This is a genomic window from Granulicella tundricola MP5ACTX9 (genome assembly GCF_000178975.2).
GTDB lineage: Bacteria > Acidobacteriota > Terriglobia > Terriglobales > Acidobacteriaceae > Edaphobacter > Edaphobacter tundricola.
Genome location: NC_015064.1, coordinates 4,038,996 through 4,065,454 on the forward strand (window position 1 = coordinate 4,038,996; position 26,459 = coordinate 4,065,454).

Below are 26,459 nucleotides of genomic sequence, written 5' to 3' on the forward strand. Positions count from 1 at the left end.
GATGAAGTTTACCGTTCCAGTTCTGCTCGCCACAGCCCTCCTGACGGGCTGCCACTCCACCCCGCCCCCCACCCCCTTGGCTCAACTAAACCCTCAACAAATGCGCGGACATGACGCATTCCAGACCAAATGCGCCGTCTGCCATTACGACCGCCGCACCGGCGATCTGCACGGCCCATCCCTCCTCGGCGTCTTCAAAAAGCCTGCCCTCCCCAGCGGCGCAGCCGCCACGGACGAGCGCGTCTCCGCCACCATCATCCACGGCCGAAACCTCATGCCCGCACAAGGTAACCACTTGGAAACAGGCGACTTAGAAGACCTCCTCGCCTACCTGCACACCCTATGACCCAACCGACCCAACCAAAAGGCCAACTCTTACCAGGAATCGCCGGCATCTGCATCTTCATGCTGGTTCTAACGCTATTAAACGTCTTCGGCGCGCTCTCAAACGCCTTCGGCACAGGACGCGGCAAGTACGGCATCCTGGCCCTTTGTTCTCTGTTAGTTATCGGCATCTTCGGCCTCCTGCGCATGCGCCGCTGGGGCTGGGCGCTGGTCCTCGCCGGCTGCCTCCTGCTCTCGTTCGGCGACTTCCACTTCTTCAAACTTGCCCACAGCCTCTTTTTTCTGATCCGCGGCTTCTTCATGCTCTTGTTCTTTCTCTACCTGGTGCGGTCGGAAGTACGCGACCGCCTGGTCTAACGCATACAATCAACACGATGGCACCCGCGCTCGAACTCGTTCAGATCGATCTCTCGCCCAAGGTTCCGGTACGTAAACCGGAGTGGCTGAAGGCCCGCGCACCAGGCGGCGAGACCTTCCACGCGCTGAAAAAGATGGCGCGCGACCTCAACCTCCACACCGTCTGCGAGAGCGCCCACTGCCCCAACATCGGCGAGTGCTGGAACCAGAAGGCCGCCACCTTCATGATGCTCGGCAACCTCTGCACCCGCCGCTGCGGCTTCTGCGCGGTGCCCAAGGGCAAGCCGGAGCCGATCGACCACGACGAGCCTCGCCGCGTGGCCTATGCTGTCGCACAGCTTGGACTTGCTCACGCCGTCATCACCAGCGTCAACCGTGACGACGACAATCTCGGCGCAGCACAGGCGTTCGTTGAGGTCATCGAGCAGATCCGGCTGCAATCCGCCGGCACTCGCATTGAGGTCCTCACGCCAGACTTTCAAGGCAACGAGCAGTCGTTGCGAATGGTCGTCGCAGCCAAGCCCGAAATCCTGAACCACAACATCGAGACCGTTCCCCGGCTGTACCGCATCGCGAAGTCGGGCGGAAAATACCCGCGTTCCCTGCGTTTTCTGGAGCAAGCGAAAGAGATCGCCGCTGAGACCGGCATCACCCAGGTCACCAAAACCGGCATCATCGTCGGAATGGGCGAAGAGATGCACGAACTGCTGGCTGTCTTTCGCGACTTGGCCGACCGCAAGGTAGATATCCTGACGATCGGGCAATACCTGCGCCCATCCAAGGATCACCTGGTCATGAGCCGCTTCTACACGCCCGAGGAGTTCGCCTTCCTGAAGCAGGAGGCTCTCGCAATGGGCTTCCGTCACGTCGAATCCGGCCCCCTGGTGCGTTCCAGCTATCACGCCCAGGAGCAGGCCGAGTCCACGGGGCTGGCTTAGCCATGGCCGTTCCAAGCGAAGTCAAACGGGTCGAGACGGCGATCGCCAACCGCAACGTCAAGGAGCTGGAGTGGTCCCTCTGGTACTGCCGGATGCGAGTGTCCATCCCCTCCGCACGTCCGGCTGACGTGAAGTACTGGCGTGCAGTCGAAGAGAAGGTGCAGGAGACTCTCGCACCTCCAGCCGAAGAGAAACAGTACGCCAGCAAACGGAAGAAGAAGGCCAACCGCGGTCTGGGGATGGGGCCGCTGCCGGGAGAGACGGTGGTTGAGGACCCTACTGAATAATCTGGCGAGCACCATGCCGGATACCTAGGATCTCAACAGTGTCATGCCGTATTCGATAGACGATCAGGTAAGGCACGCCGGTGAGGACGAGTTCACGGGTATCTGGCCGGATTCCGAGCCTTCCCGTGTAGGGAAACTGCTGTAACTGAGTGAGACCTGCCTGAATGGAGGCGATCACAGGATGTGCGGCAACGGCGGACTTGTTCCTGTAGTAGTCGTAAATCTCTTCGAGATTGTCCGCAGCTTCAGGCGTCCAACGTAATTGCACTACCTGGCCAACATCCGCGCGATTCTGGCGTCCATCTCTTCTTCGGGGACGAATTCGCCACGGTCCGCCTGATCGATGGAACGCTGCAGCGACGCGCGATCTGCGGCCTCCTGCTGAGCAAGCCAGAGGGTGGCACCGCGAACGAGATCGTCAACGCTCTTCCCTTCGTGCTGAGCGGCCTCTCGAAGGAGAGATTCTTCCTCCGGGGTCAGTTCGATGTGTACGGCGATGGCCATGGCTCAACCGTAGGCCGGTCCGCATGGCAAGTCAAGAATTCTTGATTATCATTGGAACGAAATTCAAAGAGATAAGGATGAGTATGCCAACCGCCACCAAGAACCTGCACCTGAGCGAGCTCGCCCCCCGGACCGTGCAGTCCGAGATCCGTGCGATGAGCGTGGCCTGTGACGCGATGGGCGGCGTCAATCTGGCGCAAGGCATCTGCGATACGGACCCGCCGGAGATCGTCACCGAAGGCGCGCAGAAGGCCATCCGCGACGGCCACAACATCTACACGCGGCTCGATGGTATCCCACGCCTGCGCAAGGCAATATCCGGCCAACTGGCGCGAACGCACGGAATTGAAGCCGATCCGGAGCGCGAAATCCTGGTGACCTGCGGTGCCAGCGGAGCCTTTGAGGCGGCGGTAAAGGCATTGCTGAATCCGGGCGACGAGGTCCTGCTCTTCGAGCCCTTCTACGGCTACCACGCGGCCATGCTGCGCGGGAACGGTTGCGTTCCGGTGCCCGTCGCAATGACCGTCTCCGGGGAAGGTGAGTGGCGGCTGGACCTAGAAGCGGTGCGTGCTGCTGTGACGTCCAGGACGCGGGCCATGATGATCAACACGCCCTCGAATCCCGCAGGCAAGGTCTTCACCCGGACGGAGATCGAAGGCCTGGCCCAGATCGCAACCGAGCGTAACCTCTTCGTATTCACCGACGAGATCTACGAGCACTTCGTCTACGGCGCAGCCAGGCATCTGAGTCCCGCCACGATCGCCGGCATGCGCGAGCGGACGATCCTCATGTCCGGCTTTTCGAAGACCTTCTCGGTAACCGGCTGGCGAATCGGATATCTCGTCGCCGACGCCAAGTGGACTCCCTCCATCGGCTACTTCCATGACCTGACCTACATCTGTGCGCCTGCGCCGCTGCAGCATGGAGTGGCGGATGGGGTGGAACAGCTCCCCGCCAGCTTCTATAGCGGGCTGGCAACCGAGCATGAGGTCAAGCGAGCCATGCTGGTAGACGCCCTGCGCAAGGCAGGACTCACCCCGCACGTTCCGGATGGCGCGTACTACATCCTGGCCGATTGCGGCCCGCTGCTCAAGGGTGCGAACGCGGCGGAGAAGGCCAGGGACCTGCTGCGGCGAACGGGTGTCGCGGCGGTGGCTGGCTCAGCCTTCTTCCGTGCGGGCGGCGGCGGCGAGAACCTCCTGCGCTTCTGTTTCGCCAAGAAGGATGCCGATTTACGCGACGCGTGTGCCCGACTCGAACGGCTGGCCGAAACTGAGTAGAATCGACCTTGGCGCAACAGCGCGAGTGAGGAACAAGAGATGGCTTCTGCGATGGCGAGCATTGTGGCTTTGAAGGATGTGCATCAGCAACTGAAGACTCGGTTTGAGAAGACGGTTGATGATTTTCGGGCGAACCTGTTGTCTGCTCGTACGGGCCGGGCCAGCGTACACATGCTCGACCAGGTCAAGGTGGACTACTACGGGACGGACACCCCCATCTCGCAGGTGGCGCAGATCACCACGCCGGAGGCGCAACTAATCCTCGTCCAGCCCTGGGAGCAGACGCTCGTGACGGCCATCGAGAAGGCCATCCGCACCTCAAACCAGGGCTTCAACCCCATGCACGACGGCCGCATCATCCGCGTGCCCATCCCGCCCATGAACGAGGAGCGGCGCAAGGAAGCAGTCAAGAACCTGGCCGGCGTACTCGAAGGCCACAAGACCTCCATGCGTAACATCCGCCGCGACGGCAACGAGCTGATCAAGAAGGCCGCAAAGGACAAGCTGATCTCCGCCGACGACGAAAAGCGTGCCAACGAAGAGGTTCAGCAGTTGACTGACGCCGAGATCAAGCGGCTCGAAGACCTGTTCAAGGCCAAAGAAAAGGAACTGATGACAGTCTGACAACGGTCAGAGCATGGCGAGGGCCCTGAAGCGATTCGGGGCCCTTTTAGTTTGTGCGGCTAAAATCCGGAGATGGGATTACCTGTGCGAACGTCTTTTGAGTGGAGGCTGCGAACCCGTTCCATGCCATTGGGCAAGCGGACCGTGTTGATGGGCATCGTGAACGTCACGCCCGACAGTTTTTCCGACGGCGGAATGCTCGGCTCGGTCGCGCAGGTGGTGGATCATGCGCTCTGGCTGCTGGACGAGGGGGCAGACCTGGTCGATGTGGGCGGAGAGTCGACGCGACCGGGCGCGATCGCACTGCATACGGATCAAGAGCAGGCGCGGGTCCTGCCGGTGCTGGAGGCGATCCTGAAGGCGAGGCCGGAGGCAATCGTCTCCGTGGACACCTACCACGCGGCGACAGCCCGGCGCGCAGCAGAGGCAGGCGCGGAGATCATCAACGACGTCTCCGGCCTCATGTGGGACCCGGAGATGGCGGCGGTCATGGAGGAGACCCAGGTCGGGGTGGTGCTGATGCACGCTCGCGGCCGGCCGCAGGAGTGGGCCGGGCTGCCGCCCCTTGCGGATGCAGAGATCTTGCCGCTGGTGCTGACAGGGCTCCGGGAGAGCGTGCGGGCAGCAGAGACGGCGGGCGTTCGGACTGAGCGAATCGTCATCGATCCAGGCTTTGGCTTCGGCAAGCACGGGGCGGAGAACTTCGTGCTACACGCGGGGCTCGAGAGGCTGGGAGAGATCGCGCTCCCGATGCTGGTAGGAACCTCCCGCAAGCGTTTTCTCAGCGCCGAAGTCGAGAACCGCGCAGCAGGCACCCTGGCCTCCGGGGTAGCCGCAGTGCTGAGCGGGGCTCACATTCTGCGAGTCCATGAGGTGCGGGCGATGCGGGCTGCAACTGAGGTGGCGGACGGGATCTTGAGGAGCAATCACTAGGCAGGCTGAGTCAGTCACGCGTCGTAGATGACGGCGAGCAGCTCCCCAGCCAGTCGGTGGAGTGGCCGCAGGAGAGGAATCCCGGCCAGCTTCAGCGTGACGAGCAGCATCTTGAGGGTCTTCTCATAGAGCAGCGCAGTACGCGACTGGGATTCGCTCTTGTCGTACACCCAGAAGAGGATGAGCCCCATCTGGTACATCCAGAGAAGCCGCCCGAGATAGGGCGCGGTCGTGGCAGGAAGTTTTACGCCGGACTCCGAGACGGCACGCTCGAAGCTCGCAATGTCCTGCTCCCGAATGGCGACGGTCTCAGCGGAGAAGGGACTGAGCGGATGCTCCGGATCAGTGTGGGCGCTGAGCGCGGCAAGCAGCCGGCGATTGGGCGCGAAGTAGTCGAACTTGGTCGAGATGATGACGCGGAGCCGGGCCTCCAGCGTGCGCGCGCGGTCGAGACCCGCCTCCATGCTGGGATGCATCTCCATCTGGGAGCGCTCGTAGAAGGCCATGACCAGCGCATCCTTGGAGTCGAAGTAGTAGTACGCCGCGCCCACAGCCACCCCGGCTTCGGTCGCAATCTCGCGCATAGTGGCCTTCTCAAAGCCGCGCTCCTTGAAGATAGCGAGCGCAGCCTCAAGGATGCGGGTGCGGGTTTCCTCGGATTTTTTGACTTTGGCTGGCTCCGGCAAGTCTGCCTCTTGGGCGGGTGATCCCATTGCTACGGTATACGAACCTGGAGAGAAATGAACATGTTCAGGGAAGGAAGTCTGCTATCCTTTGGCGAAGGAAAATCGAATATGCTGCTCGTAATCGTCGTGCTTCAAATCGTTCTGTTGGGGGGGTTAGTTGTGCTGCTGATGCGGCGGACGAGTGCCCCGGTGCTGGATGCACGTCAGGCTGCGTTGCCGGACCAGATTACGGGTCTGCAGGCGCGGCATGAGGCGCTGGAGAGTGCCCTGCGGAGTGGACTTTCTGAGATCCGGCGGGAGGCCGGGACGGAGGCGCTAACAACGCGGGAGGCCAATGCGCGGGCATCTGCGGAGCTGCGGGGTGAGGTGACCGGGACTATCGCGACGCTGGGACAGACGGTGAAGACGGAGCTGGCGGGGTTCCGATCCGACAACACACAGGCGGCAGGCAAACTGCAGGCCGATGTACACGCGCAGCATGAGGCGATTGGGCAGAAGCTGACGGCGGCAGCAAGCGAGGCTCGGCTCCAGCAGGAAGGAGCTAGAGAAGCACTGCACCGCCGTCTGACCGAACTGGGAGAGAGCAATGCAGCCCAGCAGGAGAAACTGCGGGGTACGGTGGGGGAGTCGCTCGACCGGCTCAGCTCCGCCAATGAGAAGAAGCTCGAGGAGATGCGGGTAACCGTCGATGAGAAGCTTCATGCCACCCTGCATACCCGTCTGACCGAATCCTTCGGGCAGGTGACGGACCAACTCAACAAGGTCCACACGGGACTCGGCGAGATGTCGAAGCTCTCCGAAGGCGTGGATGGGCTTTCCCGAATCTTTACGAACGTGAAGTCGCGGGGCGGATTTGCGGAGGTTCAGCTCGGGATGCTGCTGAAGCAGATGCTCGCACCAGGGCAGTACATCGAGAACGCAACCGTCAAGCCGGGAAGCGCCGAGCGGGTGGAGTTTGCGGTGCGCTTTCCGGGCCACTCCGGCGAGCGGCTCATGCCAATCGACGCAAAGTTTCCGCGCGAGGCCTGGGAGCGCCTGGAAAACGCCTACGAGAGCAATCTGCCCGACGCAATCGCCAAGGCCGGAACGGCCTTCGAGACGGCGATCCGCACGGAGGCGGACCGGATCTGCGGCAAGTACATCAATCAGCCGGTCACGACCCCATACGCCGTCATGTTTCTTCCAACCGAAGGCTTGTATGCAGAGGTGATCCGGCGCGACGCGCTACAGGCCGAGATCCAGTCCAAGTGCCACGTCACAATCGCCGGACCAACGACCTTATCGGCCATTCTGACCAGCTTCCAGATGGGCTTCCATATGCTGGCGCTGCAGGAGAAGGGCGATGAGGTCTGGAAGGTGTTGGAGCGGACAAAAACCGAGTTCAAGACCTTCGAGACGCTCATGGGATCAATGGAGAATCAGGTTCAAACGGTGCAGAACACCATCCAAAAGCTAGGGGTCCGGACGCGGGCGATCAATCGGTCGCTGAAGGATGTGAGTGAGGTAGATTCCGCCCAGCCGTTCCTGGTGGAGGAGATTGTGCCGCGCCTTGCGGCAGGGGTAGAAGAGTAAGTCGAACCCACATTCAACGCCTACTTCTTGAGCCCTAATTTCAGCGCAGCGGCGTCCAACTCCTGCTGTGTGTGAAAAAACTGCTTAGTAGGGTTGGATTTCGGGAAGTAGTGGATGACGATCTCGCGGTCGTCGACCGAATCCTCCACCCCATCCTTAATCGGGTAGCCGAGGTTCTGCACCAAAGCCAGCGACCCTTCCGCCCCGCTCTCATTCCCGGAGTCGCCCACGATGGCAAACGCGGTCCGGCCGGTGCGGCAACTATAGACGGTAGCGAAGTCGCCCAGGGCCACGCCGGTCTGCTTCGCGACGCGGCCCTGAACGAGATAGTTGATGCGGGCGGCGTCGACGTAGCGGCGGGGGTCTTCCATGCGCTTGTTGCTGAGATCGGCAAAGTCGGTCTGGGAGACGAAGTAGCCGGGGTAGGGATCGTGCGGACCCTGTTTCGTCGGCGGCCCGCCTTCGTACTCGGTCATGTAACCGACGATGGCGCCGGGGTGCTCGGACTCCTTGGGCGCGCGCGCGTGAGCGTCGATGTCGAGAGCTTTCTTACCCGGCGGGCCGTAGGCGTTGGGCGCGCCGTCGACGTCCACGTTCATCTTCACCAGGATCTCGACGGCGGGCCGGTTGAACTCTTCGATCCTGCGCGAGCCTTCGAGCTTCGGGCACGGGCGGACGCCGGGAACCTGCTTCGGCGTTCGGTACTGCGCCTGCGCGAACTGGACGGCGAAAACGGCGGCTGCCGCGAGGACGGCGGCGGCGGCGAGGATGAAAGAGCGCGTACTGGGAACGTTTGACATGCCTGAACATTGGACGCACTTGGAGGGTAGATGGGACGCAGGGAAAGGTGATCCGCACCCAGGCTGGTTCGTTCGGGGGATTGCGACGGTGCGGGGTTGGGCGGTTTGCTTTACACTCGCAAAGGCGCTCAGTATCCTTCAGAGAGCGCATTCAGGGCAATCTGGACGGCAGCCCAAGACGTACACAGGAGAGAAAAATGGCAGCAGTAGACGAGAAGGTCAAACAAATCATTGTCGAGCAGCTTCAGGTGGATGAAGCCGAAGTCACGCCGGGCGCAAGCTTCCAGGAGGATCTGGGTGCGGATTCGCTCGATGTCGTTGAGCTCGTCATGCAGTTCGAAGAGGCCTTCGACATCCAGATTCCGGACGAGGACGCGGAGAAGATCAAGACCGTGAAGGACGCCGTGGATTACATCGAAAAGAACCAGAAGACCAAGTAAGGGAAGCTGATGGCAGAGCAAGTGCATCGCAGGGTCGTCGTAACCGGCATCGGACTCATCTGTGGAGTGGGCAAGACGGCTCCAGAGGTGTGGGACGGCCTGCTTGCGGGTAAAAGCGGAATGGCACCGATCACCGCGTTCGATCTCACCGGGCATCCGGTGCGTTTTGCGGCAGAGGTCAAGGAGTTCGACCCGCTGCTGTTTATCGAGAAGAAGGAATCGCGCAAGATGGGGCGGTTCATCCATTTCGCGATTGCGGCGGCGGACGAGGCGATGAGGCACTCGGGCCTGGTGATCGACGAAACCAACCAGGACCGCTTCGGCGTGCACATCGGTTCAGGCATCGGCGGCTTCGATGTCATCGAACGCGAGCATACGGCGATGATGAACGGCGGACCGCGAAAGATTTCACCGTTCTTTATTCCGGCGACGATCGTGAACCTCGCGGCGGGACATGTCTCCATCCGCTACAAGGCTCGCGGGCCGAATGAGGCCACGGCGACGGCTTGTACGTCTTCCGCGCACTCCATCGGCGATGCCTTCCGCATCATCCAGCGCGGCGACGCGGATGCGATGATCGCGGGCGGAACCGAGGCAGCCATTACGCCCATGGGCGTAGGCGGCTTTGCGGCGATGAAGGCTTTGTCGACGCGCAACGACGACCCGGAACACGCTTGCCGGCCTTGGGACAAGAATCGCGACGGGTTCGTCGTGGGCGAAGGCGCGGGGATTCTGATCCTCGAAGAGCTGGAGTTTGCGAAGGCGCGTGGAGCGAAGATTCTTGGCGAAGTGATCGGCTACGGCATGTCGGCCGACGCCTTCCACATGACGGGCATGGCGCCGGAAGGCGAAGGCTGCCTGCGCGCGATGAACGCGGCCATGAAGGTGGCGGGAATTTTGCCCGGCCAGATCGACTACGTGAACGCACATGCGACGTCCACCCCGCTGGGCGATGCAATGGAGTCGAAGGCGATTGAAAATGTGTTTGGCGAGCGAGCGCTCGATCATGAGCTGCTGGTCAGCTCCACCAAGTCCATGACGGGGCATCTGCTGGGCGGCGCTGGGGGCCTGGAAGCCGGCATCACCCTGATGGCCATGCAGCACCAGATCGCGCCGCCGACGATGAACATCGAAGAACTGGACCCCATGTGCAGGCTCAACTACGTGCCGAATGAGCCACGGGCAGCGAAGATCGACTATGCGCTCTCAAACTCGTTCGGGTTCGGCGGGACGAACGGTTCGCTGGTCTTCAAGCGTTGGATGGAATAAGCGTTTTCAGTGAGAAATAAGGGCGCGGCTTCGGCTGCGTCCTTTTTCTTTGGGCGGATAGAAGGCGGCGTGCGAGTATCTACGCACATGGCCTCATCTGGGACGCTTGTGGTGGAAGAACATCGGCTGGACCGGCAGCTTGGCCTGCGGGACCTGGTGCTGACGCAGATCCTCTGCGTGGTGGGCAGCTCGTGGGTAGGGGTGGCGGCGGGTCTGGGACGCGCGCAGACGGTGATGTGGGTCGCTGCAATGGTGCTCTTCTACGTGCCGATGGCCGCGGCGGTGATCGGTCTCAACCGCGCCATGCCGATGGAGGGCGGCCTATACGCCTGGGCGCACCGTGCGTTCGGGAACCTGGGCGGCTTTCTCACGGCCTGGAACCTCTGGGTCTATGGTCTGGCAGTCACAGCGACCATCCTCTACGCCCTGCCGACAGAACTGGCATACCTGATCGGGCCGACAGCGGCATGGCTGCCGGAGAATCACCTCGCCTCGGTGGGCATCGTCACGTTCTTCCTGGCGCTGCTAACCATAGCAGCCCTTCGAGGGCTAAATATTGGAAAGTGGATTCACAACGTAGGCGGTATCGCGATGCTGACCATCTTCGCGGTACTCATCCTGCTGCCCCTGTGGGGCCTGGCGAGGCATATGCCCATCCACTGGGCTCCGCTGGCCTATGAGCTGCCGCGCCGTGACCTCAGGTCGCTGGCGCTCTTCGGCCAGATGCTCTTCGGTGCGCAGTGCGGGTTGGAGTACGTCGCCATCCTCGCAGGCGAAAGCAAGAGCCCGGAGAAGACCATCGGGCGCTCCGTATGGATCTCCTCGCCCATCATCTGCGCGATGTTCATCTTCGGCACAAGCTCAGTCCTGGCCTTCAGCACACCCGGCCACATCGACTTCATCGCACCCATCCCGCAGACCCTCCGCATCGCGCTGGGGAGCACCGGCATCGGAAACCTGTTTGCCATCGCGGCGATAGCCCTGCTGCAGTTCCGCCTGATCGGCGCGGCCAGCTACATCTTCACCGGCGTCACAAGGCTGCCGATGGCGGTGGGCTGGGATGACCTCCTGCCGGAGTGGTTCACGCGCCTGCATCCCACCCGCCGCACGCCCACGAACTCCATCCTCTGCACGGCGGGTCTGGTGTTTCTGCTGGTGGTGATGGGAGGCTTCGGCGTACACGCGCAGGAGGCATACCAACTCCTGCAGGGCGCCAGCCTGACCCACTATGAGATCGCCTACCTCGCCATGTTTGCGATCCCGCTGGTCGGTGCCGGTGCTGTCCGCAAGGAGCTGCCGCCGTCGTTGAAATGGATCTCGCTCGTAGGGCTCGGTGCGACGCTCTTCAGCCTGCTGATCTCGGCTTACCCGGTAGTGGATGTGATCAGCCCGCTGGCGTTCGCAGTGAAGATCCTCGGGACGACTGCGGTCAGCAACCTGGTGGCACTGGGCTTTTACATGGTGCGGCGTCGCAAAGTAAGCGAGGTCCCAAGCGTGGCGCTTGAGACCTCGGCTGATATCGGTTGATGAATACGGACGCTAGCTGAAGGCCGCGGCAAAACCGACGGCGATAACCACCAGCACAAGCCACCAACCCACCACAATCACCGCGGACTGCGTGATGCTTTTCTTCGCCACGATGGCCATCCCCAGCACCGTCAGAGCGAGCGTCCAGAGCTTGATCACATCAAGCTGACCCAGCAGCGCCTTGAGCCAAGGCGAGACGTCCGGCAGGTAATAACCCAGATTGGTCCCCGCCGGATTCTTCATGTCGTAAGCTTCCGCGCTGCCGCCGAAGTAGATGGTGAAGATGGCGATGAGGTTGATGAAAATATAGGGCAGCGCAGCGTAAAAGCTGACGGCGAAGACCTGCCAGAACGTCGTCTGGGCGCCCAGCCCGAAGTTGAAGCTGGCCCACAGGATAAGGGCATAGATGGCAAAAAAGATCAGCAGAAACACCGGCGCGGCGTAGGCCCCGATGCGCGTCTGCATGGCGACCATGTGCATGGAGCTCGCACGCTGCTCCGGCGAGAGCGAGGACATGCGGTCCTCCGCCTTGGGACTCTGGTGAATGACGTTCTCGGCCACATGATCGTAACCGACCTGCTTATCCACGACCCAGGCAAGCGATGTCGCGGAGAGGACCATGAGGATGAACGGCAGCCACCAACTCGCGCTACGGAGGATGTCCTTGAAGGTCTTCGAGGGCGCGATGAAGGCGTCGACGACGCGCTCGATCTGGTTGAGGCCCTGGGGCTCGGATACGGAGGCGCTGGAGGGGTAAGCTGCTTCGGACATGCTGGGAGGTCCTCTTCTGGTTGTGAGTGGCTTGTGGAGGATTCTAGCGTGGAACCACGGACTTTGCAGTGGGATAGTTGCAGGCTTTCCGAATTCCCCGGCCCCCCGGAAGTACAGCGTTGCATAAGACCTCGCGCTTTGGCCGACCCTTGGGCCTGATCCGCGCATCTTATTCACAGGTGATTCACATGATGCCAAAACTTTCGCTTAGCCTTGCCTTTGCTGTCGCCTTGACTGCTCCCGCCTTCGCCCAGCAGCCCACCACACCCACTCAGACGACAGCCGCCCAGCCCTCTACTTCGACTACCACCACAACCACCCACAAAAAGCGCCAGCGCACCGCAACCCAGACCATCCCCATCGAGACCGCCCCCGCCGCGCCCAGCCAGTCTTCCGCGCAGCTCAACGCCGCCACGGAAGCACAGCAGAAGGCCGCCGACCAGCGCCTTCTCCAACGTCAGGAAGCCCAGTCCGACAAGGCCGCCGTCATCAACGATCAAATTGTCAGTAAGGCCGTCCAGCAGCAGAACCAGCAGCAGAACGAAGTCCGCATCCAGGATGCACCCGGACCATCCCAGACCGGCGTAGTCCCCCTCGCCGGCGCGCCCATCCCGCTGCAGCCCACGCAGGACCGCATCCAGGACGCCCCCGGCCCCGCCCAGACCATTCCGGTCCAGACCGTACCTACGCAAGCCGCCCCCGCCCAGCCGGTCCCCACGCCCGCCCAGCCCACCACCCCGCAGGGTGATGCGTCCCTGAATAAAAAACGGGCGGCTCCCAGTTGGGTGCCGCCCGTTTCCTTGCTCAAGTCTGATGTACGGAAGCGCTATGCCTCGACCGTAACCGCATCGGTGCTGGCAACCACCGGATCTGCGACTGGTGCAGTCTCCGGAGCGGAGGTTGCAGCCACAGGTGCGGGTGCAGCCGGTGCCGGTGCAGCCTTCTTCGGAGCAGCAGGTGCAGCCTGTTGCTGCTGCTCGGCCTTCTTGGAAGGTGCCAGGATCGCATGAAGTGTGGTGCCTTCCATGCGCGGCATGAATTCGACCAGTCCAGCATCCCCAATATCCAGGATCAGCCGGTTGATGATCTTGTAGCCCAGGTCGCGGTGAGCCATCTGCCTGCCCTTGAAGCGCAGCGAGGCCTTGACCTTGTCGCCGTCATGCAGGAAGCGCACAGCCATGTTCTTCTTCGTCACGTAGTCATGCTCATCCACGGTGACGGAGAACTTGACCTCTTTGATGACGATGACCTTCTGCTTCTTGCGTGCCGCGCGGTCGGACTTGTCCTTCTCATACAGGTATTTGCCGTAGTCCTGGATCTTGCAGACCGGCGGCACTGCATTCGGGGAGATCTCAACCAGGTCCAGCGACTTCTCACGGGCCATCTTCAGCGCTTCAAAGGGTGCCATCACCCCGAGCTGCTCGCCGTTCTCGTCGATGACGCGGACTTCGCGCGCGCGAATGCGCTCATTGGTGCGGATAAAGGATTTGGCGGAACGTTTATCGATCGGTGGAATAATCTGCCTCCACAGCGTGCCCCTCGGGCTGCGCCATGCATTGGTTTAGAGTTTTTGATGCGAGCGACCGGCATTCCGGTCTGGCTCTGTAAAGTAAATCAACAGAATCTGTTGGCAGGGGCCTGAAGTCGTGCCCGTTACAGATTTGACTTTGCTGCCCGCCGTACCGTTAAGTATAGCATCCGCAGTCGATGACAGAGTCAATTCGCCCGCGTGCCACGCTCCGGCTCCCTGCCGCGAACCTCGCGTCATGTAGGCCTCCACGCCAGCAGTAGCACGGGAAACATTGCAGATTCAGAGTGCGAGGCCTCTATGTCACGAGGAAGACTTAGGAGAAACAGGTAAAAGCCTATGATGCGTGCATGCACACACCCAAGCTCCCACTCAACGTCACGCACGTCGAGCTGATCAAGGACTGCGGCATCATCATCTGCTTCTCGGATGACACCTCCGCAGCCTATACATCAGAAGAACTCGCTTGTCTGCGCCCCTATCGCGCGCCGCTCCTCGCCGCAAACGCCAGCTGACCTCCTCCACAACTCCCCTGCAAAGTTGCAGCTTTCACCCGCAGCGTGGATGATGAAACACGCGCGTCCTGCGTAATTGAAGGAGTGAATACTTTGCCGAAACGCCGGGTTCTTCTGGTCGATGATGAGATTGCAGTCCTGCTGACGCTGAAAGCCGTTCTTGAAATCAGCGGCTTTGACGTCGATACCGCCGCCAGCGCGCGCGAAGCCAAGTCCAAGCTCAAATCCAAGCAATACGAGATGGTCATCACCGACATGCGCATGGAGTCCGAGGTCGCCGGCCGCGAGGTCATCGTCGCCGCCCGCACCGCCGACTACCACCCCGCCGTCGCTCTCCTCACCGCCTTCCCCGTCGCCGACGAGGACTGGCAGGACATGGGCGCGGACAAGATGCTGGTCAAGCCCATGCAGACCCGCTCGCTGATCCAGTCCATTGAGAAGCTGCTGGAGTCCCACCAGGCCAAGCTGAAGAAGCTGGAAAAAGGTGGTGCGGCCGCGACCCTCGCAGCCGGCTTCGCCGCAGGGATGGCCGCTGCCAAGACCACGACGCCCAGCCCGGCACCGAAGAAGGCCGCCAAGGCTCCAGCCAAATCCGCGACCGTCAAGAAGACCGCAACTGCGAAGAAGACGGCTAAAAAGGCCACAGCCGTCAAAGCTCCCGCAAAGAAGAAAGCTGTCAAAAAGAAGTAAGGGACGCCCCTACTTCGGCGTGTGTGTCTTGATGTACGTCCGCAAGGCCTGGTTGATGTCCAGCGCCTTGTTGACGCCGCCATCGAGCATCGAGAGCCAGTCGCTGGCAGGCTCTTTCAGTTCTGCCGTCGAGAGCAGGTAGCTCGTCTGCACAATGATCTCCAGCGCATTCGACAGGTCATGCGCCATCCGCCGGATCTCCAGCGCAAGCTCCTCCGGAATCATCTCGGAAGGACCAACAGGACCCATGGCAGCTTCAGCATTCGTTCCATGCAGCGGATTACTCATCGGGCGTTCTTGCCTCTCGGTGTCTGGGTGCGTGCGCCCGGCAAGCCGAGCAAAGCAAGTGTAAGCTACCCGCCCATGAATTGACAGCAACCCCTCCCGGGGAGATAATCGAGATTCAGGAAAGACGTTACGGGCGTATGAACTCCTTGCCCGAATCAACGTTTCTTCTGTGCCGTAGTGGCGGAATTGGCAGACGCGCGTGGTTCAGGTCCACGTACTCGCAAGGGTGTGGGGGTTCGAGTCCCTTCTTCGGCACCAAATCTTCTGATCAGGCGGAATGAGATCCCTGTAGCCTGATCGACAAGCACAAAGCCCCTCGCATGAGGGGCTTTCGCTTTTAACCCCACCCCACGGGTGTAAAACAGAGTCAGCATGTCCACCGTACTCGACAAGATCCTCGCCCGCACCACCCTCTCCGTCCAGGCGCGCCAGGCCGCCGCGGACCTCCCGGCACTCGAGCGCCGTGCCGCCGCCCACATCCCCGCAGGCTTCGCCGCCAACCTTCGCGCCGTCGCCCAAACGCGCCCCGCTGTCATCGCCGAGCTCAAAAAAGCCTCGCCCTCCAAAGGCCTCATCCGCGAAGACTTCCGCCCCACGGAACTGGCCGCCTCACTTGAAGCCGCCGGGGCCGCCGCCCTCTCCGTCCTCACCGACGAAGAGTTCTTCCAGGGCTCGCTCGCCTACCTTGAAGCCGCCCGCGCAGCCGTCAGGATTCCGCTCCTCCGCAAAGACTTCATGGTCGCCCCCTTCCAATTCCTGGAAGCCCGCGCCGCCGGTGCCGACGCCATCCTCCTCATCGTCGCCGCGCACGACGACGCCACCCTCAAAATCCTCGCCGCCTCCGCCCGCCAGTATCAGCTCGACATCCTCTGCGAGGTCCACGACCGCGAAGAGCTCGAGCGCGCCAAGGACCTCGGGGCCGACCTCATCGGCGTCAACGCCCGCGACCTCAAGACCCTTGACGTCAAGCACGATAACCACATGGCCTTGATCGAACACCTGCCCGCAGACACCATCCGCGTCGCCGAAAGCGGCATCCGCACCCCCGCCGACATCGACCGTCTCCTCGCCGCCGGCTACAACGCCTTCCTCATCGGTGAAACCCTCATGCGCGAGCCCGACCCCGCCGCCGTCCTCGCCACCCTCCTCGGCACAGCCGCCACGGTCTAGCCCATGTGGATTAAGATCTGCGCCAACACCAACCTGGATGACGCACAAGCCGCCGCAGCCCTCGGAGCGGACGCCGTAGGCTTCGTCTTTGCCCCCAGCAAGCGACAGGTCACCGCAGCCCAGGTAGCCGTCATTACCCCCCACCTGCCGCCGTCAGTGGAGCGCGTAGGAGTATTCTCTGGCACAGACGTAGAAGCCATAGCCTCAGCAGCAGAACAAGCCGGCCTCACCGCCATCCAACTCCACGGCGGAATAGACCTCGCCCTGGCCCACAGCCTCCAGTCCCGCCTCGGCCCAAAGATCGCCATCATCCCCACCACCCACTGGACGGTAGGCGAAAATCAGCAGACGACCGAAGCAAAAGTAGCCCAGGACCTGGCAGCCCTGGCAGCCGATCCCGCCAACTATCGCCTCCTGATCGACGCTAAAGTCGGCAAGACCTCCGGCGGCCTGGGCGTCTCCTACGACTGGACCCACGCCCGCCCCATCCTCCAGGCACACCCCACCATCCGCGTCATCGTTGCAGGAGGCCTGCAGCCAGACACAGTAGCCCAAGCCATAAAGGTTTTGAGACCCTACGGAGTCGACGTAGCCAGTGGTGTAGAGGAAGTTCCCGGAAAGAAAAGTTACGCCAAACTAGAAGCCTTCATCAAAGCAGCCCGGGGAGCGTCCTGAAGCCCTTACTGATCACTGAAAATTGACCACTGAGAACCGGCTCCAGAACCCTGCCACCCAGACCCTGTTAGTTACGAACGATGCACGATTGTGGACGAGTGGACAGAGTGAATCTGAACCCCGTGCTCATGAACCGGGCTGGTATGGATACGCGTCTCGGGGGTCCCGGGATGTGCCAGCGCAAGAGCGGGGCTCAACATCAGCGCCCCAGCTACCATCAGTTTGCCAAACTTGTTTCCAACCTTACGGGTGATTGCAGTCTTCATAATCGCCACTCCGTTTCTTAACAATCTGACGCGAAGTGGCTGGCCTTGGATTCTTAAATATGGGCCTGGGTTGGTTACCCCCACGCCCATATTTAGTAACCCCTGATGCAGCGTGACTTACCGCCCCTCACGCTCCCGAGCCTTGATCCCCTTATCCGTCCGAACCTTATTCGCCACCACGCCGCCGCCCGCGCCAATCGCGCCGCCGATCAGCGCACCCTTACCCCCACCCGCCAGCGCGCCAATCACCGCGCCGCCCGCAGCCGACCCGCCGATCACCTTCGCCGGCGTATGGTGCCGGCTGTCATGCCGGCTTTGTGACCGCTTCGCCCGATAGTATGCAGCTGAGTGCTGCGCCAGCCCTGAAAGAGGTGCGGCCACCATCGCCGACAAAACAACCAAGCTTGAAAGTTTGCTTACGTTCATGGGATCTCCTGTCCAACCTTCTCCCCGGTTGGATGCCGCAAATCCCACTTCTCACCAAACTTTATTCACTAAACCCTTTATTTCCCACGCCAGGCAACCCACCCTACTCCTCTGCCCTAACCTTTGAACCCTTCTTTGGCCGAGACGTATTCGTCTCAATGCACTTGTCCGACACCAGCACCGGGTTCGCCATCTGGTTCGCCGCCGCACGTGTAAACGCGCGATACAGCTTCCCCACATCCACCCGCCCCTGCCGCAGCTCACGGTCCACCGCCGCATGCATCGCAGACAGCAACTCATCCCGCAGCTCATTCAGCACCTTGTCGATGTACAAATAGGGCAAGCAGATCTCCAGACAACTCCCTTGATCCTACCCCAACCCCACACCGGCACTGACCCGCTAGGCCCTAGGCTCTAGTCCCTGGGCTCTGATCTCCGCATCTTATCCCTGAACACACATCAAGGAGGAATTACATGGAGTACAGACTTCTCGGCCGCTCCGGCCTCAAGGTTCCCGAGCTCACCTTCGGAGCCGGAACCTTCGGCGCAGGCAACGAGTTCTTCAAGGCCTGGGGCGAAACCACCCAGGAAGAAGCCGACCGCATCGTCAGCATCTGCATGGAAGCCGGCCTCAACTTCTTCGATACCGCCGACGTCTACTCCGACGGCGCCAGCGAGCTCATGCTCGGCAAGGCCCTCAAGCACCACAGCCGCGCCGATCTCCTCATCTCCACCAAGACCACCTTCCGCCAGGGCCGCCACAAGGGCCCCAACGAGGTCGGCTCCTCGCGTTACCACATCATTGAAGCCATCGACGCCAGCCTCCACCGCCTCGACACCGACTACATCGACGTCTACCACCTCCACGCCTTCGACGCCCTCACCCCGGTGGAAGAGACCCTCAGCGCCCTCGACAATCTCGTAAAGTCCGGCAAGGTCCGTTACATCGCCTGCTCCAACTTCTCCGGCTGGCACCTCATGAAGTCGCTCTCCGTCTCAGAGCGTTACGGCTGGTCCAAGTACGTCGGCCACCAGGTCTATTACTCCCTCATCGGCCGTGACTACGAGTCCGAGCTCATGCCCCTCGCCATCGATCAGGGCGTCGGCGCACTCGTCTGGTCGCCCCTCGGCTGGGGCCGTCTCACCGGCAAGATCCGCCGCGGACAGCCCTTGCCTGAAGGCAGCCGCCTCCACAAGGCCGCAGACGGCGGCCCACAGATGCCGGACGAGTACCTCTACCAGGTCGTAGACGCCCTCGACGAAGTCGCTAAAGAAACAGGGAAGACGGTCCCCCAGATCGCCCTCAACTGGCTCCTCCGCCGCCCGTCGGTCTCAACCCTCATCATCGGCGCACGCAACGAAGAGCAGCTCAAGGCCAACCTCGGATCCGTAGGCTGGAAGCTCACCCCGGACCAGATCGCCAAGCTCGACGCAGCCAGCGACCCCATCCTCGCCTACCCCTACTGGCACCAGCGCCAGTTTGAAGAGCGCAACCCCAAACCCATCTAAAGAAAAAAACGATAACAAGAATCAAGGCGGATAGGGCCAAGGCATAACAAGCCGTGTCCCTATCCGCCTTGATCCGTTTCCATCCCTCTGATCCGCGTTACGCCTTTCTTTTCTAGCGCAACAAACTCCCCCGGCCCGGGTATAGATGAGTGTCGCCAAGCAACACCCCATGGGCAACCGATACTCATAACTCGTTGTAAGCAAGTCGGAAAGGAATTTGACCATGAACCTCAAAAAGCTCGCAGCACCCGCACTTGCAATCGCTCTTCTCACCACCGCATCGGCCTTCGCTCAAGGCTACGGCGGACCCCCACCCCCGCCCCAGGGCTACGGTCAGGGCCCCGGCGGTCCCGGCGGCTGGGAAGCCCCGCCACCCGAGTTCCAGGCCGCCCAGGCCCGCGGCTACCATGACGGCGTAGAGGGCGCACGCAAGGACTTCGAGAACCATCGCCCACCCAACGTCAACAACCGTGACGAGTACCGCCACCCCGGCTTCATCCCCGGACCCGAGCGCCGCGACTACAAGTTCGGCTTCCGCCGCGGCTACGACAACGCCGTCCGCCACATGTACGGCCCCGGCCCCGGCGGCCCCCGCCCCTACTAACCCAACCCCAGACAGCCCCTGACCGCACATAAGCGATCAGGGGCCATCTTTTTGTTTGTCACTTCGTTTGTATTTTTTGTTTGTCATTCCCGAAGGTAATCTGCGGTTGCGGTTAAGGCTGCCGTGGCCGTGGCCGTGGCCGTTGCCGTTGCCGTTGCCGTTGCCGTTGCCGTTGCCGTTGCCGTTGCCGTTGCCGTTGCCGTTCGGATTAGAGGGGGGCTTCAGCCCCCCGTCAAGGGCCAAAAAAAAGGGGGCTTTAGCCCCGGGCCTTCTTCACCCCAGCCTCAAAACCCCCTCCTTCAACCCAACCCCACTCCCCCCCCGCGCCCGAGCCCCCCGCAACAACCCCATCAACCTCCCCGCAGCCCCATCCACATCAAGCCCACCCACCCGAATATTCGACAAACAATTCCTCTCCGCATCCGTCCGCCCCACCCGAGGCCCCCAAGTCAGATAAGCCCCCAGACTATCCGCCGCCGACAAGCCCGGCCTCTCCCCAATCAAAACCAGACAACACCGAGCCCCCATCCGCTCCCCAACCTCATCCCCCACCGCCACCCTCCCCTGCGCCACCACCGCCACCGGCCCCACGCTCCACCCCTCCAGCATCGGCAACAAAGCAGAAAGCAAAGGCACAACATTCCGCTCCACAGCCAGCGAAGAAAGCCCATCACAGACCACAATCCCCAGATCCCAATCCCCCCGCACCAACCCCTCAGTCGTTCCCAAAGCCCGCCCCAACTCCGGATGCCGCAAATACTCCGCCCGATCCCGAGCCCGAGACCTCAACTCCACTACCTCCACCCCAACCTCATCCCTCAGCCGCCGCGCAAACCCACCCACCCCCAACTCCGCCCTCACCGCATCCCGAGCCCTCGCATGATCCAACTGAAATCGCAGCACCTCCTCCGTCGCCAGACTCCGCCCAGCAGTCCCCAAAGAAACCCGAGCCGGAGTAAGCCCCCTCAACCCCCTCACAAGCGAGCTCATACCCCCGCCACCAACTGCGCCTGCATCGGCTCCCTCAGCCGCCTCGCCCCGTCACTCCCCAGCCACTCCTCGAACTCTGGCGCAGCCTTCAACCCCAGCGCCTCCCTCACATACAGCGCGTCATGAAACGACGTGCTCTGATACTGCAGCATCACGTCATCCGCCCCCGGCACGCCCATCACGTAGTTCACCCCTGCCACCCCCAGCAGCGTCAGCAGCCCATCCATATCGTCCTGATCCGCCTCCGCATGATTCGTGTAGCAGACATCGCACCCCATCGGGAGCCCCATCAGCTTCCCGCAAAAATGATCCTCCAGCCCCGCCCTCGCAATCTGCTTCCCGTCATACAGATACTCCGGCCCGATAAACCCCACCACAGTATTCACCAGCATCGGCTTGAACACCCGAGCCACCGCATAAGCCCGAGCCTCACACGTCTGCTGATCCACCCCGTGATGCGCCCCCGCCGACAAAGCACTCCCTTGCCCGGTCTCGAAGTACATCACATTCTTCCCACCCCGCCCCAACCCCAGCGCCATCTCATTCGCCTCCCGCAGCAGCCCCAAATTGACTCCAAAGGAAGCATTCGCAGCCTCCGTCCCCGCAATCGACTGAAACATCAAATCCACCGGAGCCCCCTGCTCCAGCGCCGCCATCTGCGTCGTCACATGCGCCAGCACGCAGCTCTGCGTCGGAATCGCATACCGGGTCCGCACCGCGTCGATCAGCCGCAGCAGCCGCCCCGTACTCCCCACATCGTCCGCCGCCGGATTGATCCCAATCACCGCATCGCCCGACCCCAGCATCAGCCCATCCACAATCGCCGCCGCAATCCCCAGCGGATCGTCCGTCGGATGGTTCGGCTGCAGCCGCGTCGACATCCTCCCGGGGAGCCCCACCGTCGTCCGAAACTTCGTCACCACCCGTATCTTCCGCGCCACGACAATCAGATCCTGCACCCGCATCAGCTTACTCACCGCCGCGCACATCTCCGGCATCAACCCCGGCGAAAGCCCCGCGAGCGCAACCCCATCCATCTCGTCTGAAAGCAGCGCATCCCGAAACCCACCCACCGTCAAACTCCCCACCGCCCCAAACGCCTCGGCATCATGCCCATCCACGATCAGCCGAGTCACCTCATCCGTCTCATACGGCACTACCGCCTCATCCAGAAACGCCCTCAGCGGCACCTCCGCCAGCGTCATCTGCGCGGCTACTCTCTCAACAGCACTCCCCGCCGCCAACCCCGCCAGCTCATCCCCCGACCGCGCCGGCGAAGCCTTCCCCAGCAGCTCCCGCAGCCCATCGAACGTATACCGAACCCCATCCACCGTATGCCGCAGCAACATGACACGCAGTCTATCTGACTTCGGTCGAATCACTCACCACTACCCACTGACCACCGTCTCTTATAGACTCAAAGAGCAAAAGGAGATTCCACAATGAGTTCTGCCGGTCACACAGAATCCTGGCTCGATCGTTTCTGGCCCCTGCTCGTCATCCTGGTCGGTGTCCTCTTCCTCACCCTCATCCTCACCTTCCAGCCCACCACCTAGCCTTCCCAGAGAACCGGCACCAGAAACATCGTGCCCCATCCATCGCAGCCTCATCGCGATGGGTGGGAAGTAGTCTGCTTCCCAGTTCCTCCGCCTTACCGATTCGCCCGATCAGCCGCAACCGGCCCATCGGCTGGATCAGCAATCAAGCCCAGGCTAATACCGATTTGCCCGATCAGCCGCAACCGCGCCCCAAATCATAGCAATCGGATGCAGCACCGCCAGCGCCCAGCCCAGCGTCACAATCCCCAGCGCTACATAGAGCACCAGCATCACCAGCGCCCCCGGCACCGTGCTGTACAACATCCCAAACGGCCCCAGAAAAAACGTCAACACCAGCGACAGCACCACACTCTTCCGATTCCCCATACTCACCTCCATCTTTCTTGGATGCGCCGCAGCCTCACACCCGGTCCAGCAGTCCCTGCAGCGCCCCGATGAACTCATCCAGCTTCGCCTCGCCGTCTCTGAAGTCCCTCGTATTCAGAATGAACGCACCGTCCACCCCATTCGGCCTGCTGCAGGTGAAGCTGCTCGTCCCCGGCAGGCTCCCGCTCCGTCCCGACCGCGCCGACCTCCCGCCCAGCCCCCACACCGCATTCTTTGACGCAAACAGCGCCAGCGTCTCCGCGTTCGTCATCAATCCGCCCGCACTCTCATGCTGCTCAGGCAGATACGCCCCGCCATACGCCTCGGAGAGCACCTCGCCTGATCGCGGATTCAACTGCGTCGGCCCGGACCGCGAACTCGTATACCAGACCTCCCGCGGATTCTTCGTCTTCTCCAGCAACCGCGAAAGATACACATTCGACGTATCGCTCTCCGGCCCCAACTCCGTCCGGATAAAGTCCAGGTACGGCCCACCGCTCACCTTCTCGATCACCAGCCCCAGCAGCATGTACCCCACATTCGAGTACGATTTCTTCGCCGTGCTGTTGAAGTTCTGACTCCCCGGCGCAAACTGCAGCTTCTTCCCGTACATATACTGAGCCAGTTCAAGCTTCGTCGCCGGCCGGTCCAGGTGCATCTCCAGCGCAATCTGCCGAGTCCCGGACATCGGGTCCCACTCAGTCCCCGGAACATGCGTCCCATCCTTCGCCACCACGCTCTCATGATCGTTCCAGCCCCCGGCATGATCCACCAGCTGCCGCACCGTAATCTCGTCGATCCGCGGATCGGGCTTATCCTTCGGCATCGCCGGAGCGTTGATTCCGAGCATCGGAAACACCTTCGCATCCATATCCAGGTCGCCCCGTGAGCGCAGCCTGGTAATCGCCGCACACGTAAACATCTTGCTGCAGCTCGCAATCCGGAAAAGACTCTGCGAGTTCACCGCCGCAAAGCCCGCCGGAGGCTTCGTCGCAAACGCCTTGCTCAGCACCAGCCCGCCATCCTTGCAGACCGCAATCTGACCAGCGCTCACCCCCTGCTTCTCCATGAGCTCCGTCATCAGCGCCACAACAGCCGCCAGACTCGCCGGCGTAGCCGTACCCTGCACCGCACCGCTCGCCTGTGCGAACAACCCGCGGTCCCCTACCGCCACTCCAGAAACCGACAAAGCCGCACACCACCGCACAAACTCACGTCTTGAGTTCATCGTCGCTCCCTCGCCACAATCGTCATCGTCAGAATCAAACGATCCTCTCAGTCGGCCCACCGTCTGGCAAGACCAAAATCCAAGCCGTCATTCCATGCGCAGAATAGAGCCCGCTAAACCTATCTACAACAATCACTTACAACTATTTTTCTAAAAAACAACCGTAAACTCGCGTGTCAAGCCCCCCAAAGTCTAAAAAATCGCCTAACTTACTCATCCAAAACCACTTACAAGTCAAAAATAAATGGCGTATTTACCCCATTCACCTTGGTAAACTTAAAGAGTAGACAAAATCTCAGGACGAACCATTGTCGTGAGCCAGTCTTTGCCGTCGTCTGACTCGAAACTCACAACTCGAAACTGTTCAATGTACGCCGTTGCCTGTTTTTAGCTGATAGCTCATAGCTCATAGCTGGAAGAAAACCCGCGCCGCCACAGCTGACAATGGACAACCGTACTCAAAAAGAAGTCCACCCATAACATCAATCGTCTGAAGACTTTACATACTTTCACCGGGGGTGGGGAGCCCCAACCATGTCCACACAAACTCAAGCAGTCGAAGCACCCGCACGCTACCAATGCCGCCACATCCACACCGACGGACGCCGCTGCGGCAGTCCAACCCTCCGCCACGAGCACTTCTGCTACTACCACCACACCACCCGCAAACCCATCCCACGCGCCGACCTGGCAGCCCGTTACGCAGACCAGAACCGCAACGCCCCCTTCGATCTGCCACTCCCCGAAGACCGAGCCGCCATCCAGCTCGCCATCGGCGAGATCCTGCGCCGCATCGCCGCCAACCAGCTCGACAACCGCCGCGCCGGCCTCCTCCTCTACGGCCTCCAGATCGCCGCCACCAACCTCCCACCCCAACGCCGCGAGGCAGAAGAACCCCAGAAATCCCACCAACAAGTAGAAGAGATCACGGAACACGAGACCCTCGGCACCCTTGCCCCGCAGTCTGAATTCACCGCTCCAAAGGGAGAAAAGACCCTCGAGCAGATCCTCACCGAGCAATGGGCCAAGGACAAGGAAGAAGCAGCAGAGAAAGCAAGACTCCACCCACCCGCCCCCCAGCGCCCAGACTACATCTGGAGCGAAGAAGAAGAGGGCCTGGTCCTCAAAGCCGAAGCCGACCCAGCCCCCGCAATCATCCGTTCTTATCCGTCTTCATCCCTCTTATCCGCGTTACGCCTTCCGCCAGGGACCAGCACTCAACCCGGCAACTCCTCAATCGACTTAGGCTCAACCATCACCCGTCCCTCAGCCGCGTGCCGGAACTTCGTCGAAGCCTTGTACGCCTTGAACCGCGCCCGCATCACGTTCCCCAGCGGACGATGCGCCGCAAGGCAGTGCCACGGGTTGAAGCTCAACTCCTCATCCACATACACCCGCCGCGCATCGGAGTACGCCTCCTGCGCCTTAACCGTCACCTGCGCCACCGTCACATAGGGGCTCAGCGTCTCGTCCCACGGCACATCCGCCTTCTCCACCGGCATCTTGTCCAGATCGGTGCAAAGCTGGACCCGCAGCTCCCAGATGGAGGTTTCGTGCGCAAAGAACTTCACATTCGAGTCCTTCAGCGCATTCCACTCGCGAGCGTTCTCCAGATGCTTGCCACAAAGGTCCACAAGGTTCTTCGAGACCGGCACTAGTTCGATCTTGCCGAAGTAGTCCCCATACCGCAACGGCACGACGGTCGAGAAAGTCTCGCCCAAAGGATTCGTAGGAGGATGCCCAAAACCCAGCAGCGTAGGACTCTTGCCGCCCACCGTCTCAAGCGCAGACTCCGCCACCTGCGCCACGGATGACACCGTCTGCTTCAGCGCCTCGGAGTCGTTCGCATGAGCGTCCAGCGTCTTCAGCCCCTTCAGAAACCCCGCGGCGTTCGGCGCGGCAAACGCCTTCCCATTCACCATGACCAGGTCCTGCGTGACCTCACCCGCATGACTCGGCACCATCTCACCTTCAACCCCAACAATCTTGATCGCCAGCCCCCGCGGTGTCGAGATGTGATCAGAAAGGATGTCCCCAGGATTGGTCGAAAAACGCATGATCGCCCCATAACTGCCCGGCTTCGCAAACAAACCCTGCCGCAGCTGCTCCGGCAACCCGTCCAACACCGTCACCTCGGCCTTCAGCAGTGCATGGCTCTTCGCATGAACGCTACGCACCGTATGCCGTTGCCGCTCGCCGACCTTCTTCGAGATATCCAGCAAGGTCGCCGTGATCTCATCGAAGGTCTGTTCCTCCCCAGGCTGCAGCACCTCAACCGAATCGCTGTAACGCACAAATCCACTCATCCCAGA

The 26,459-nt window shown here is 61.6% G+C and carries 32 protein-coding genes and 1 tRNA gene; 18 read left to right on the top strand and 15 right to left on the bottom strand.

Annotation, left to right across the window (positions count from 1 at the left end):
* Position 1 precedes the first annotated feature (1 nt).
* From ACIX9_RS17580 to ACIX9_RS17595, 4 genes are read left to right on the top strand one after another with little or no spacing between them, the layout of a single operon-like run.
* Complete coding sequence (locus ACIX9_RS17580) at positions 2-346, top strand: c-type cytochrome (RefSeq protein WP_157477666.1); 345 nt, start codon at positions 2-4, stop codon at positions 344-346.
* Positions 343-702: a hypothetical protein gene (locus tag ACIX9_RS17585; protein WP_013581844.1), complete on the top strand. Its 360-nt coding sequence runs from the start codon at positions 343-345 to the stop codon at positions 700-702. The genes ACIX9_RS17580 and ACIX9_RS17585 overlap by 4 nt, the downstream gene beginning before the upstream one ends.
* A 17-nt stretch (positions 703-719) precedes the next feature.
* Entirely contained in the window at positions 720-1,640 is a 921-nt protein-coding gene (gene lipA / locus ACIX9_RS17590; protein ID WP_013581845.1) for a lipoyl synthase, read from the top strand.
* A 2-nt stretch (positions 1,641-1,642) separates the two neighbouring features.
* A complete protein-coding gene (locus ACIX9_RS17595; protein WP_013581846.1) occupies positions 1,643-1,927 on the top strand; it encodes a hypothetical protein in 285 nt (94 codons plus the stop codon).
* Here the strand turns inward: ACIX9_RS17595 and ACIX9_RS17600 are convergent.
* Both ACIX9_RS17600 and ACIX9_RS26000 read right to left on the bottom strand, forming a co-directional pair.
* Positions 1,917-2,195: a type II toxin-antitoxin system RelE/ParE family toxin gene (locus tag ACIX9_RS17600; RefSeq protein ID WP_013581847.1), complete on the bottom strand. Its 279-nt coding sequence runs from the start codon at positions 2,193-2,195 to the stop codon at positions 1,917-1,919. The genes ACIX9_RS17595 and ACIX9_RS17600 overlap by 11 nt on opposite strands.
* Positions 2,195-2,431 carry a hypothetical protein gene (locus tag ACIX9_RS26000; RefSeq protein WP_013581848.1) on the bottom strand — a complete coding sequence of 79 codons (237 nt, stop codon included), beginning with the start codon at positions 2,429-2,431 and terminating at the stop codon, positions 2,195-2,197. The genes ACIX9_RS17600 and ACIX9_RS26000 overlap by 1 nt, the downstream gene beginning before the upstream one ends.
* Positions 2,432-2,514: 83 nt before the next feature.
* On the opposite strand from ACIX9_RS26000, the gene ACIX9_RS17610 reads away from it, so the two are divergent.
* The 3 genes from ACIX9_RS17610 to folP all read left to right on the top strand — a co-directional run bounded on the left by ACIX9_RS17610 (position 2,515) and on the right by folP (position 5,268).
* Positions 2,515-3,711, top strand: a complete 1,197-nt coding sequence (locus ACIX9_RS17610; RefSeq protein ID WP_013581849.1) for a pyridoxal phosphate-dependent aminotransferase — start codon at positions 2,515-2,517, stop codon at positions 3,709-3,711.
* Positions 3,712-3,750: 39 nt separating this feature from the next.
* The gene (frr, locus tag ACIX9_RS17615; RefSeq protein ID WP_013581850.1) at positions 3,751-4,335 is read left to right on the top strand and encodes a ribosome recycling factor; all 585 of its coding nucleotides are present in this window, start codon (positions 3,751-3,753) and stop codon (positions 4,333-4,335) included.
* Between the two features lie 123 nt (positions 4,336-4,458).
* On the top strand, positions 4,459-5,268 hold the full coding sequence (gene folP, locus ACIX9_RS17620) for a dihydropteroate synthase (RefSeq protein WP_232298746.1): 810 nt from the start codon (positions 4,459-4,461) through the stop codon (positions 5,266-5,268).
* A gap of 14 nt (positions 5,269-5,282) precedes the next feature.
* Here folP and ACIX9_RS17625 read toward each other — a convergent pair whose 3' ends face one another.
* Complete coding sequence (locus tag ACIX9_RS17625; protein ID WP_013581852.1) at positions 5,283-5,981, bottom strand: TetR/AcrR family transcriptional regulator; 699 nt, start codon at positions 5,979-5,981, stop codon at positions 5,283-5,285.
* A gap of 81 nt (positions 5,982-6,062) precedes the next feature.
* On the opposite strand from ACIX9_RS17625, the gene rmuC reads away from it, so the two are divergent.
* Positions 6,063-7,526, top strand: a complete 1,464-nt coding sequence (rmuC, locus tag ACIX9_RS17630) for a DNA recombination protein RmuC (protein ID WP_013581853.1) — start codon at positions 6,063-6,065, stop codon at positions 7,524-7,526.
* A 20-nt stretch (positions 7,527-7,546) separates the two neighbouring features.
* On the opposite strand, the gene ACIX9_RS17635 is transcribed toward rmuC, so the two are convergent.
* Positions 7,547-8,326 (bottom strand): hypothetical protein, encoded by a 780-nt coding sequence (locus ACIX9_RS17635; RefSeq protein ID WP_013581854.1) that lies wholly within the window; start codon positions 8,324-8,326, stop codon positions 7,547-7,549.
* Positions 8,327-8,523: 197 nt separating this feature from the next.
* Here ACIX9_RS17635 and ACIX9_RS17640 point away from each other — a divergent pair, with 197 nt between their 5' ends.
* The 3 genes from ACIX9_RS17640 to ACIX9_RS17650 are packed head-to-tail and all read left to right on the top strand — an operon-like array spanning position 8,524 to position 11,562.
* Positions 8,524-8,766: an acyl carrier protein gene (locus ACIX9_RS17640; RefSeq protein ID WP_013581855.1), complete on the top strand. Its 243-nt coding sequence runs from the start codon at positions 8,524-8,526 to the stop codon at positions 8,764-8,766.
* Positions 8,767-8,775: 9 nt separating this feature from the next.
* The gene (fabF, locus tag ACIX9_RS17645) at positions 8,776-10,035 is read left to right on the top strand and encodes a beta-ketoacyl-ACP synthase II (RefSeq protein ID WP_013581856.1); all 1,260 of its coding nucleotides are present in this window, start codon (positions 8,776-8,778) and stop codon (positions 10,033-10,035) included.
* Positions 10,036-10,044: 9 nt separating this feature from the next.
* Positions 10,045-11,562 carry an APC family permease gene (locus ACIX9_RS17650; protein ID WP_232298747.1) on the top strand — a complete coding sequence of 506 codons (1,518 nt, stop codon included), beginning with the start codon at positions 10,045-10,047 and terminating at the stop codon, positions 11,560-11,562.
* A gap of 12 nt (positions 11,563-11,574) precedes the next feature.
* Here ACIX9_RS17650 and ACIX9_RS17655 read toward each other — a convergent pair whose 3' ends face one another.
* Together ACIX9_RS17655 and infC are read right to left on the bottom strand one after the other, a co-directional pair.
* The gene (locus ACIX9_RS17655; protein WP_013581858.1) at positions 11,575-12,333 is read right to left on the bottom strand and encodes a YIP1 family protein; all 759 of its coding nucleotides are present in this window, start codon (positions 12,331-12,333) and stop codon (positions 11,575-11,577) included.
* A gap of 826 nt (positions 12,334-13,159) precedes the next feature.
* A complete protein-coding gene (infC, locus tag ACIX9_RS17665; RefSeq protein ID WP_332308639.1) occupies positions 13,160-13,864 on the bottom strand; it encodes a translation initiation factor IF-3 in 705 nt (234 codons plus the stop codon).
* A 347-nt stretch (positions 13,865-14,211) separates the two neighbouring features.
* On the opposite strand from infC, the gene ACIX9_RS26005 reads away from it, so the two are divergent.
* Together ACIX9_RS26005 and ACIX9_RS17670 are read left to right on the top strand one after the other, a co-directional pair.
* On the top strand, positions 14,212-14,376 hold the full coding sequence (locus tag ACIX9_RS26005; protein WP_013581860.1) for a hypothetical protein: 165 nt from the start codon (positions 14,212-14,214) through the stop codon (positions 14,374-14,376).
* A gap of 84 nt (positions 14,377-14,460) precedes the next feature.
* Positions 14,461-15,066 carry a response regulator gene (locus tag ACIX9_RS17670; RefSeq protein ID WP_408609721.1) on the top strand — a complete coding sequence of 202 codons (606 nt, stop codon included), beginning with the start codon at positions 14,461-14,463 and terminating at the stop codon, positions 15,064-15,066.
* Positions 15,067-15,075: 9 nt separating this feature from the next.
* Here the strand turns inward: ACIX9_RS17670 and ACIX9_RS17675 are convergent, their stop codons facing one another.
* Positions 15,076-15,354, bottom strand: a complete 279-nt coding sequence (locus tag ACIX9_RS17675) for a hypothetical protein (protein ID WP_013581862.1) — start codon at positions 15,352-15,354, stop codon at positions 15,076-15,078.
* 171 nt (positions 15,355-15,525) lie between these two features.
* On the opposite strand from ACIX9_RS17675, the gene ACIX9_RS17680 reads away from it, so the two are divergent.
* The 3 genes from ACIX9_RS17680 (at position 15,526) to ACIX9_RS17690 (ending at position 17,199) form a co-directional block, all read left to right on the top strand.
* Positions 15,526-15,612: transfer RNA gene (locus ACIX9_RS17680), tRNA-Leu, on the top strand.
* Between the two features lie 114 nt (positions 15,613-15,726).
* Complete coding sequence (gene trpC / locus ACIX9_RS17685; RefSeq protein ID WP_013581863.1) at positions 15,727-16,524, top strand: indole-3-glycerol phosphate synthase TrpC; 798 nt, start codon at positions 15,727-15,729, stop codon at positions 16,522-16,524.
* A 3-nt stretch (positions 16,525-16,527) separates the two neighbouring features.
* Positions 16,528-17,199, top strand: a complete 672-nt coding sequence (locus ACIX9_RS17690; RefSeq protein ID WP_013581864.1) for a phosphoribosylanthranilate isomerase — start codon at positions 16,528-16,530, stop codon at positions 17,197-17,199.
* A 383-nt stretch (positions 17,200-17,582) separates the two neighbouring features.
* Here the strand turns inward: ACIX9_RS17690 and ACIX9_RS17700 are convergent, their stop codons facing one another.
* A complete protein-coding gene (locus tag ACIX9_RS17700; RefSeq protein ID WP_013581866.1) occupies positions 17,583-17,891 on the bottom strand; it encodes a hypothetical protein in 309 nt (102 codons plus the stop codon).
* A gap of 103 nt (positions 17,892-17,994) precedes the next feature.
* The gene (locus tag ACIX9_RS17705; RefSeq protein WP_013581867.1) at positions 17,995-18,234 is read right to left on the bottom strand and encodes a hypothetical protein; all 240 of its coding nucleotides are present in this window, start codon (positions 18,232-18,234) and stop codon (positions 17,995-17,997) included.
* Positions 18,235-18,365: 131 nt separating this feature from the next.
* Between ACIX9_RS17705 and ACIX9_RS17710 the strand changes: the two genes are divergently transcribed.
* Together ACIX9_RS17710 and ACIX9_RS17715 are read left to right on the top strand one after the other, a co-directional pair.
* Entirely contained in the window at positions 18,366-19,400 is a 1,035-nt protein-coding gene (locus ACIX9_RS17710; RefSeq protein ID WP_013581868.1) for an aldo/keto reductase, read from the top strand.
* A gap of 223 nt (positions 19,401-19,623) precedes the next feature.
* Complete coding sequence (locus ACIX9_RS17715) at positions 19,624-20,004, top strand: hypothetical protein (RefSeq protein WP_013581869.1); 381 nt, start codon at positions 19,624-19,626, stop codon at positions 20,002-20,004.
* Between the two features lie 36 nt (positions 20,005-20,040).
* Here ACIX9_RS17715 and ACIX9_RS26540 read toward each other — a convergent pair whose 3' ends face one another.
* From ACIX9_RS26540 to ACIX9_RS17750, 6 genes are all read right to left on the bottom strand, one after another.
* Positions 20,041-20,247: a hypothetical protein gene (locus tag ACIX9_RS26540; RefSeq protein WP_013581870.1), complete on the bottom strand. Its 207-nt coding sequence runs from the start codon at positions 20,245-20,247 to the stop codon at positions 20,041-20,043.
* 30 nt (positions 20,248-20,277) lie between these two features.
* Positions 20,278-20,994, bottom strand: coding sequence for an ethanolamine ammonia-lyase subunit EutC (eutC, locus tag ACIX9_RS17725; RefSeq protein WP_013581871.1), 717 nt, complete (start codon positions 20,992-20,994; stop codon positions 20,278-20,280).
* Complete coding sequence (locus ACIX9_RS17730; protein ID WP_013581872.1) at positions 20,991-22,343, bottom strand: ethanolamine ammonia-lyase subunit EutB; 1,353 nt, start codon at positions 22,341-22,343, stop codon at positions 20,991-20,993. The genes eutC and ACIX9_RS17730 overlap by 4 nt, the downstream gene beginning before the upstream one ends.
* 363 nt (positions 22,344-22,706) lie before the next feature.
* Positions 22,707-22,919 carry a hypothetical protein gene (locus ACIX9_RS17735; RefSeq protein ID WP_013581874.1) on the bottom strand — a complete coding sequence of 71 codons (213 nt, stop codon included), beginning with the start codon at positions 22,917-22,919 and terminating at the stop codon, positions 22,707-22,709.
* A gap of 34 nt (positions 22,920-22,953) precedes the next feature.
* Positions 22,954-24,147 (bottom strand): serine hydrolase domain-containing protein, encoded by a 1,194-nt coding sequence (locus ACIX9_RS17740; RefSeq protein WP_013581875.1) that lies wholly within the window; start codon positions 24,145-24,147, stop codon positions 22,954-22,956.
* 1,217 nt (positions 24,148-25,364) lie between these two features.
* A complete protein-coding gene (locus ACIX9_RS17750) occupies positions 25,365-26,453 on the bottom strand; it encodes a catalase family protein (RefSeq protein WP_013581877.1) in 1,089 nt (362 codons plus the stop codon).
* Positions 26,454-26,459 lie beyond the last annotated feature (6 nt).

What these genes read in the sequence shown, in the direction of transcription:
- ACIX9_RS17640 (WP_013581855.1), top strand. Translation starts at nt 8,524, where the DNA reads ATGGCAGCAGTAGACGAGAAGGTCAAACAAATCATTGTCGAGCAGCTT.
- ACIX9_RS17595 (WP_013581846.1), top strand. Translation starts at nt 1,643, where the DNA reads ATGGCCGTTCCAAGCGAAGTCAAACGGGTCGAGACGGCGATCGCCAAC.
- ACIX9_RS17690 (WP_013581864.1), top strand. Translation starts at nt 16,528, where the DNA reads ATGTGGATTAAGATCTGCGCCAACACCAACCTGGATGACGCACAAGCC.
- ACIX9_RS17730 (WP_013581872.1), bottom strand. Translation starts at nt 22,343, where the DNA reads ATGTTGCTGCGGCATACGGTGGATGGGGTTCGGTATACGTTCGATGGG.
- ACIX9_RS17735 (WP_013581874.1), bottom strand. Translation starts at nt 22,919, where the DNA reads ATGGGGAATCGGAAGAGTGTGGTGCTGTCGCTGGTGTTGACGTTTTTT.
- lipA (WP_013581845.1), top strand. Translation starts at nt 720, where the DNA reads ATGGCACCCGCGCTCGAACTCGTTCAGATCGATCTCTCGCCCAAGGTT.
- ACIX9_RS17750 (WP_013581877.1), bottom strand. Translation starts at nt 26,453, where the DNA reads ATGAGTGGATTTGTGCGTTACAGCGATTCGGTTGAGGTGCTGCAGCCT.
- ACIX9_RS17585 (WP_013581844.1), top strand. Translation starts at nt 343, where the DNA reads ATGACCCAACCGACCCAACCAAAAGGCCAACTCTTACCAGGAATCGCC.
- trpC (WP_013581863.1), top strand. Translation starts at nt 15,727, where the DNA reads ATGTCCACCGTACTCGACAAGATCCTCGCCCGCACCACCCTCTCCGTC.
- ACIX9_RS17580 (WP_157477666.1), top strand. Translation starts at nt 2, where the DNA reads ATGAAGTTTACCGTTCCAGTTCTGCTCGCCACAGCCCTCCTGACGGGC.
- frr (WP_013581850.1), top strand. Translation starts at nt 3,751, where the DNA reads ATGGCTTCTGCGATGGCGAGCATTGTGGCTTTGAAGGATGTGCATCAG.
- folP (WP_232298746.1), top strand. Translation starts at nt 4,459, where the DNA reads ATGCCATTGGGCAAGCGGACCGTGTTGATGGGCATCGTGAACGTCACG.
- ACIX9_RS17700 (WP_013581866.1), bottom strand. Translation starts at nt 17,891, where the DNA reads ATGAACGTAAGCAAACTTTCAAGCTTGGTTGTTTTGTCGGCGATGGTG.
- ACIX9_RS17635 (WP_013581854.1), bottom strand. Translation starts at nt 8,326, where the DNA reads ATGTCAAACGTTCCCAGTACGCGCTCTTTCATCCTCGCCGCCGCCGCC.
- ACIX9_RS17610 (WP_013581849.1), top strand. Translation starts at nt 2,515, where the DNA reads ATGCCAACCGCCACCAAGAACCTGCACCTGAGCGAGCTCGCCCCCCGG.
- ACIX9_RS26000 (WP_013581848.1), bottom strand. Translation starts at nt 2,431, where the DNA reads ATGGCCATCGCCGTACACATCGAACTGACCCCGGAGGAAGAATCTCTC.
- ACIX9_RS17715 (WP_013581869.1), top strand. Translation starts at nt 19,624, where the DNA reads ATGAACCTCAAAAAGCTCGCAGCACCCGCACTTGCAATCGCTCTTCTC.
- rmuC (WP_013581853.1), top strand. Translation starts at nt 6,063, where the DNA reads ATGCTGCTCGTAATCGTCGTGCTTCAAATCGTTCTGTTGGGGGGGTTA.
- ACIX9_RS17655 (WP_013581858.1), bottom strand. Translation starts at nt 12,333, where the DNA reads ATGTCCGAAGCAGCTTACCCCTCCAGCGCCTCCGTATCCGAGCCCCAG.
- ACIX9_RS26005 (WP_013581860.1), top strand. Translation starts at nt 14,212, where the DNA reads ATGCACACACCCAAGCTCCCACTCAACGTCACGCACGTCGAGCTGATC.
- ACIX9_RS17710 (WP_013581868.1), top strand. Translation starts at nt 18,366, where the DNA reads ATGGAGTACAGACTTCTCGGCCGCTCCGGCCTCAAGGTTCCCGAGCTC.
- ACIX9_RS17740 (WP_013581875.1), bottom strand. Translation starts at nt 24,147, where the DNA reads ATGAACTCAAGACGTGAGTTTGTGCGGTGGTGTGCGGCTTTGTCGGTT.
- ACIX9_RS17625 (WP_013581852.1), bottom strand. Translation starts at nt 5,981, where the DNA reads ATGGGATCACCCGCCCAAGAGGCAGACTTGCCGGAGCCAGCCAAAGTC.
- fabF (WP_013581856.1), top strand. Translation starts at nt 8,776, where the DNA reads ATGGCAGAGCAAGTGCATCGCAGGGTCGTCGTAACCGGCATCGGACTC.
- ACIX9_RS17675 (WP_013581862.1), bottom strand. Translation starts at nt 15,354, where the DNA reads ATGAGTAATCCGCTGCATGGAACGAATGCTGAAGCTGCCATGGGTCCT.
- eutC (WP_013581871.1), bottom strand. Translation starts at nt 20,994, where the DNA reads ATGAGCTCGCTTGTGAGGGGGTTGAGGGGGCTTACTCCGGCTCGGGTT.